The 6238-nt window shown below is 66.2% G+C and carries 5 protein-coding genes; 1 reads left to right on the top strand and 4 read right to left on the bottom strand.

Annotated elements, in window-relative coordinates:
* Positions 1 to 886: 886 nt before the first annotated feature.
* Complete coding sequence (locus Aco03nite_RS52185; RefSeq protein ID WP_203810697.1) at positions 887 to 1261, bottom strand: PP2C family serine/threonine-protein phosphatase; 375 nt, start codon at positions 1259 to 1261, stop codon at positions 887 to 889.
* A 228-nt stretch (positions 1262 to 1489) separates the two neighbouring features.
* Here Aco03nite_RS52185 and Aco03nite_RS52180 point away from each other — a divergent pair, with 228 nt between their 5' ends.
* Positions 1490 to 1732: a hypothetical protein gene (locus tag Aco03nite_RS52180; RefSeq protein WP_203810695.1), complete on the top strand. Its 243-nt coding sequence runs from the start codon at positions 1490 to 1492 to the stop codon at positions 1730 to 1732.
* Positions 1733 to 1888: 156 nt separating this feature from the next.
* Here the strand turns inward: Aco03nite_RS52180 and Aco03nite_RS52175 are convergent, their stop codons facing one another.
* The 3 genes from Aco03nite_RS52175 to Aco03nite_RS52165 all read right to left on the bottom strand — a co-directional run bounded on the left by Aco03nite_RS52175 (position 1889) and on the right by Aco03nite_RS52165 (position 5654).
* Positions 1889 to 2803, bottom strand: a complete 915-nt coding sequence (locus Aco03nite_RS52175; RefSeq protein ID WP_203810693.1) for an arginase family protein — start codon at positions 2801 to 2803, stop codon at positions 1889 to 1891.
* Positions 2804 to 2866: 63 nt separating this feature from the next.
* Positions 2867 to 3601, bottom strand: coding sequence for a tyrosine-type recombinase/integrase (locus tag Aco03nite_RS52170; RefSeq protein WP_203810691.1), 735 nt, complete (start codon positions 3599 to 3601; stop codon positions 2867 to 2869).
* Between the two features lie 817 nt (positions 3602 to 4418).
* Complete coding sequence (locus Aco03nite_RS52165; protein ID WP_203810689.1) at positions 4419 to 5654, bottom strand: IS256 family transposase; 1236 nt, start codon at positions 5652 to 5654, stop codon at positions 4419 to 4421.
* Positions 5655 to 6238: the final 584 nt, after the last annotated feature.

Here is a 6238-nt window from a genome sequence, read left to right as displayed (position 1 = left end):
ACGCGGTGAGCCGATAGGCGTGCGGGGTACGAACCCCGGCCATAACACTGTCCACGTGGTGCCGGCCGTCCCTGACTCAGGTGACCGCCGAGCCACCCAGCACGTACGCATCGTTGCCGATCGCCTCGTACGCAGATACGCCGCAGCCCGGCCCGCATACGGGCCGGCATCCACACCGCTGACCAGATCAGACTCCGCGACCACGTGAACCCGGCAACCCGCCCGATGCTTCTCGGCCAGATAGCGGCGGAAGCTCTCGCAGGCGAAGCCGAGCCGCTGATAGAACGCATCCGTTCATCCCACCGCACCCCCGGGGAGACATCACCGACCTCGTCAACCAGCAGCGCCCGGGTCCCGGTCATCAACGACCACCAGCACCTCGTCGTAACGCTCCGCCGCACGATGCACCTCTGCCGCCAACAGGCTCCAGATAACGGTCGGCATTCGACGATCAGGGCCGTATGCACGAACGGTGCCACCCCGGAACCGGTCGCCCGGACCCCGGTCATCGCAACACCGTCACAACCATCACGGCCTCGGCGCCAAAGGTCACACCGGCACCTCTCCCAACATCGAACAACCTGCTGTTCAAAGTGCACCCCGCCCGTCTCGCCGGCGCATCCCCGCGAAACAGCGCAACCCGAAGAAAGGGGAAGCACTGTCCGATTACCACACATTCACCGGCTGGCTATTCCGCCTGGTGACCGCTCCGCGGCTCAGACGGTACTGCCGACAGCAATACCCGCACCGTCACGGCAGGCACCGGCAAACACGCAACACGGCAACGACCTGCGGGCCGTGGGCGAACAGACCGGGATAGTCGGCAACATCGCCATCAGCGGTAGCACCGCAGGAACGCACCACCGACGCGTCGGCGCCGAGAGAATTACTCGTCCTGACGGATCTCGGGCGTACCGGCGCCCGCTGTCCCCAGCGGAGATGCCAGATCCCGGTGGGACTCGCCGTCCCCCACGACGGCGCCGCCGATGTCACCCATTCCCGCGAAACGCATCCGGGCCTCGACAGCGTCGAGTTCGGCGACGGCCACCGCCGCCCCGCCGGTCTGCCCGAGTTCACCGTGCAGCCGACTCACCAGGTCTCCCGGGTCCTCAGCGGGTGCCTCACGGAAGACATCAGCCGCATGCTGAGCAGCACGGACGGCCACCGGGCCGTGACCGATGCCGTCACGCAGCAGCAACTGCCGACGGCCCTCGACACCACGGGCGGCACAGGCGTACCCACTGACGGACCCACCGGCCATCGGACGGACCACCCCGCCGCCCCAGCACTACCCGGGCGTCATCCCCAACCACACCTGCGCCCCAGCACCGCGGCCTCGACCGGGCAGCGAATACACGTCGTAGCAGCCCGACTGCCAGGCGATAGCGCCCAACCCGATAGCAGCAGGGCTGTGCTTACCATCCGAAGCGCCGAGCGGCGGTGCGCCTTCGAGCGGTTCTCCCCGAGCGATGACCAGCAAAACTTAAGGATGCTCGGCATCCCGGCCGTCTGGCGCGGCTTTGTCGCACTCGCCGCGGCAAGTGAGTGCATCGACGACCTTCGGCTATGCCGGTTCCCGCACACCACCCTCCTCGCCGTCATCCGGCAACGGCTCAACTGGGGCCTCCGGCAGTTCCTCAGGCGCGCCCGGCAACAGCTCGCCAGCGTCATCGGGCACAGGCTCGCGAGGATCGATCGGCGGATACTCATCGGGGTTCAGATCAGGCAATGACATGCTTCCATCATCGGCTATACGCCAGATGTGCGCGCCTTGACGCACCGGGCAAGGCCAGCCGAGGTATCTGGAACCACTCAGCCGCCGGATCCGCCATGACTTTGCTCCTGACGCCCGCCATCAGCGGCAAAAGAGTGCGTGCGGCTGCCCGGCTCAGTGCGTTGGGGTGCGGGCAAGGCGGGCCAGTAGCGTCAATAGCTCCAAGGCCGTGCGTGCCATTCGCCCGTGCGGGTCGTAGGCCGGATCATAGGAGGCCAGCGTTGCCGAGGCGACCGGGATCCGGACGGCGACCTGCCGCACCACCTGCTGCACTTCGCTGGCGGACAGTCCGTTCGCGGCGGCGTAGCTGTTCGCCGGCGCGATCGAGGGATCGTACACGTCGAGATCCACATGAATGTGCACCACGTCAACGCGATCGGCGAGGTCCTCAAGAGTTCGGCGAAGGTCGTTCAGGTCACGAGCGTGATCCGGCGGTATCCATGCTATCGACGAGCTTTGTAGAGCCAACTGTTCCGCTGAATCCAGACTGCGCGCACCGACGAGCACGACCCGGTCCTCCAGCACCGGCTGAAAGCCCGCGATAGCGGAGGTCAACGCAGTCCAGCAACGCCCGACGACCATCGCCAGTCCGTGTCCGTCCAGGAACCCTGACCCATCGGTGTCAGGGATGTTGAAGTCGCCGTGCGCGTCGAGCCACACCACACCCACGCGGCGATCCGGTGCCGTCAGAGCAGCAATCATTCCCACGGTGGTATTGCAGTTGCCCGACAGCAGCATCGGTACTTCACCCGCCGCGTGGGCCGCCGCGGCTTCGACCGCGACGAGCTTCTGCAGCTCAAAAGCGGTCCGGACCTCTGCCTGCCACGACGCCACCTCGATGAGTCGCTCCCGTACTTGGAGGCCCTGATAACGCAGTTGGTCAGCCGCACCCGCCCTGACCAGTGCCGTCGGCCCGGCTCCCATACGGACATCAAGATGTCCCGAGTCATAGGGAACCTTCAGCAACCGTATGGAGCCCGCGCCAACACCCACGATCGCCAGTCTGCGCAACCACAGTGCCGTTGTCATCCACTACACCAAGCGATTCGGGTCAACGCCGTCATCTCGGCACGATCGTGCCTTTGATCACGGCTACGTTCCGGATGCCATGAAGGCGGCGAGGATGTAGTTGGGGTGGCGGTCGAGGTTCTTACGGGCACGGTCGTAGCGGATGGTGGTACGTGGGTCGGCGTGGCGGGCGGCGATCTGGACGTCGCGGAGGCTGCCGCCGGCGTCGAGCATGGTGGTGACGAAAGTGTGTCGCAGCATATGCGGGTGCATCTTCGGGATCCGTAGCTCGGCGGTCTCGGCCAGGTGCTTGAGCCGGCGGGTCGCCGCGTGCCGGTCCATCCGGGCACCGCGGGCGTTGCGAAGGATCGGTCCGTCATCGCGCTCGTGGACGGCGTGGTCGATCGCCCGGGCCACTGCGGGTGGTAGTGGCACGAGGACGACCTTGCCGCCTTTGCCGCGGACCTTGAGGACGCGGTGGCCGTGTTCTTCGCCGAGGTCGGCGATGTTAGCGCCGCACGCTTCGAAGGTCCGCAGCCCGAGGAGGCCCAGCATGGCGACGAGGGCGAAGTCATTGATGTTGGCCGACAGCCGGGCGGCGGTGATCATCGCTTCGAACTGGAGGTGGCTGAGGCCGAGGGTAGGTGACGCGGGCGGTACGAGGGGTCGGCGGACGTAGTCGGCGGGTGAGTACGGCAGCATCTCGTCGATGACGCAGACGCGGTAGAAGCCGATTACGACTGACAGCCGCCGGGATACCGTCGAGGGCTGGTAGTAGCGGACATCTTGCAGCCAGCGGACGTAACGCTCGATGTCCACCCGTGCTGCTTGCAGTGGGTCCAGTGGCTGGTCAGCCGACCAGCGCAGAAGATCCTGAGATCGGAGTCGGTGTGTGTCCGCGATTGACCGCGGTACCGGCCGAGGTACGCGGCGACTGCGGCAGCCAGGAGACGTGGGTCGGAAGTGGTCGGGTTGCGCTGGAGCGCTGTCGAGGTGGCCATACCGCTCGCTTCGACCGGCTGACGCTGGCCCTGACAGTCCGGGGCCGTCCGTGATTCCAGGCGCCTACCCTGTTCAGGTGCCGGGCAGCGGTGCACCTTCGTGAGGTTCTCCCCGAGCGATGACCGCTGCTCGGCACCTCGTCGTCTCTCACGACCATCGCGCTCGCGGTGGCAGAAGAGGATGGCCGGCCTAACGGGGCAGTGCGCCCAGGAACACGCTAGTTCGCTCGAGCGGGCTCCATGATGGCTATGACGGTGTCGCTGGCCCCACCCATGGCGGCTTGGAGTGGCCCCACCTGATGCCGACAGAGACGGCTTGAATCGGCCCCACTTCCCGATCTTTATGGCGAGTAAAGCCTGGTAAGAACCGGGGCCAGACGAAACCGTCATGGTGGGGATCTTGGGTTCAGGTGGAGCCACCGCAAGCCGCCCCTGGTGGGGCCAGCGACACCGTTATAGCCACCATGAACCTATCCAGAAGCCTGCCGCGTCAGGATCATTCTTCGAACGACTTCAGCAAGGCCTCCACCTGGTCGCGGCTCAGATCGTGCCGCTGTTCCTCGCGTGCCTTCAGCAGTACCTCGTGGTCAAGCCCCTGGAAGTGGTGTAGCGGCTGATCTTTCGAGTTGTGCTGGTCAGTGGTTGTGAGCGGGTTCCAGTTCGCGTTGGTCGGTGCCGGTGGTGGTGGCGCGGGCTTTGGCGATGATGTCGAGGGCGAAGTAGCGGCGGCCTTCGGTCCATTCGTCGTGTTGTTCGGCCAGGACGGCGCCGACGAGACGGGCGACGGCGTCGCGGTCGGGGAAGATCCCGACGACGTCGGTGCGGCGGCGGATCTCCTTGTTGAGGCGTTCGTTGGGGTTGTTGGACCAGATCTGGCGCCAGATCGGTTGCGGGAACGTGGTGAAGGCGAGCAGGTCGGCGCGGGCGGCGTCGAGGTAGGCGGCGACCTTTGGCAGGGATGCGCCGACGGAGTCGAGGAGTTTGTCGAACTGGGCGTGCATTGATTCCGGGTCGGGCTGGTCGTAGACCGAGTGCAGCATCGTCTTGACCGCCGGCCAGGCCGCCTTCGAGGTCACGGACATGAGGTTTGCCGCGAAGTGGGTGCGACAGCGTTGCCAGGACGTGCCGGGTAGGTTCGCCGCGATGGCGTCGACCAGGCCGGCGTGGGCATCACTGGTGACGAGCAGGACACCGGTCAGGCCGCGGGCGACCAGGTCGGCGAAGAAGGTGTTCCAGGCCTGCCGGGTTTCGCTGGTGGCGACTTTGACGCCGAGGACTTCGCGGTGGCCGTCGGCGTTGACGCCGGTCGCGATCAGCACGACGGCGTTGACGACGCGGCCCTGTTCGCGGACCTTCATGGTCAGGGCGTCGGCGGCCACGAACGTGAACGGCCCCGTGTCGTTCAGGGGTCTGGCGCGGAAGGCGTGGACCTGTTCGTCGAGGTCGGCGGCCATCCGTGAGACCTGCGACTTCGACAGCGATGTGATGCCGAGGGACTGGATGAGTTTGTCCATCCGGCGGGTGGAGACGCCGAGCAGGTAACACGTGGCGACCACGCTGATCATGGCGGCCTCGGCTCGTTTACGGCGTTCGAGCAGCCATTCCGGGAAGTAGGAAGCCGACCGCAGTTTGGGGATGGCGACGTCGATGGTGCCGGTGCGGGTGTCGAGCTCGCGGTGGCGGTAGCCGTTGCGGGAGTTGACCCGGTCCGGGCTGCTGGTGCCGTATTCGGCGCCGCAGACGGCGTCGGCTTCGGCAGACAGCAGGCTGTTGATGACGGTCGACAGCAGGTGCCGCATCAGATCCGGTGACGCATCGCCCAGAGCCTGGCCGAGCAGGCCGGCAGGGTCGATGATGTGAGGTGCGGTCATCGCGATGATCCCTTTCGAGAGTTCCGTAGGACGTTCGCTCGAAAGATCACGCGATGGCCGCGCTCTATGCCGGACGGGATGTCCGACCGAGACGATCACGCCAACCGCGTTACACCACTATCAGGGACTCCACTCCGAGCCCGCCCGCCGCGCCGCCCCGCCGCCCCGCCGACGGCCGCTGCTCGGCATCCTGCAGGTCTATGACCATCGCCCTCGCGGCGGCATGTGAGTGCGTCGCCCGCCGTGGTCGCGACGGCATAGCACAATTGGCGGAATCGAATGGGTGACTGGAGTCGTCGGGGAGCGGTAGCGTGCAGGAGAAGCGTTCTTGGTGGCACAACGGGATGGTGCTGTGGTCGATGGCCTTGTCCTCGACGGCCACTTTCGTCTCGCGCCTGCTCGATGATCCGTATGACAACTTCGGTGGCCCTGTGCTCCACTTCGTGGTGCTCGGAGGCTCCGGCGCTCTCCTCGCAACAGCGATCGTGCTACTAGTGGCGCGACGCAAAAACGGTGCTGGCCGGTAATAGGCTGGCAGCCTCCCAGCGCACCCGGATCGCGGCAGAGGAGTGAGCCAGAGATGC

Origin of the sequence: Actinoplanes couchii (assembly GCF_016862075.1) — a bacterium.
Taxonomy (GTDB): Bacteria; Actinomycetota; Actinomycetes; order Mycobacteriales; family Micromonosporaceae; genus Actinoplanes; species Actinoplanes couchii.
The sequence above is the reverse complement of the archived record's forward strand: the minus strand, read 5'-3'. Positions and strand labels throughout refer to the sequence as shown.

Excerpts from the sequence above, each read along its gene's own strand:
- Aco03nite_RS52185 (WP_203810697.1), bottom strand. The coding sequence starts at position 1,261 with ATGGCCGGTGGGTCCGTCAGTGGGTACGCCTGTGCCGCCCGTGGTGTC.
- Aco03nite_RS52180 (WP_203810695.1), top strand. The coding sequence starts at position 1,490 with ATGCTCGGCATCCCGGCCGTCTGGCGCGGCTTTGTCGCACTCGCCGCG.
- Aco03nite_RS52175 (WP_203810693.1), bottom strand. The coding sequence starts at position 2,803 with ATGACAACGGCACTGTGGTTGCGCAGACTGGCGATCGTGGGTGTTGGC.
- Aco03nite_RS52165 (WP_203810689.1), bottom strand. The coding sequence starts at position 5,654 with ATGACCGCACCTCACATCATCGACCCTGCCGGCCTGCTCGGCCAGGCT.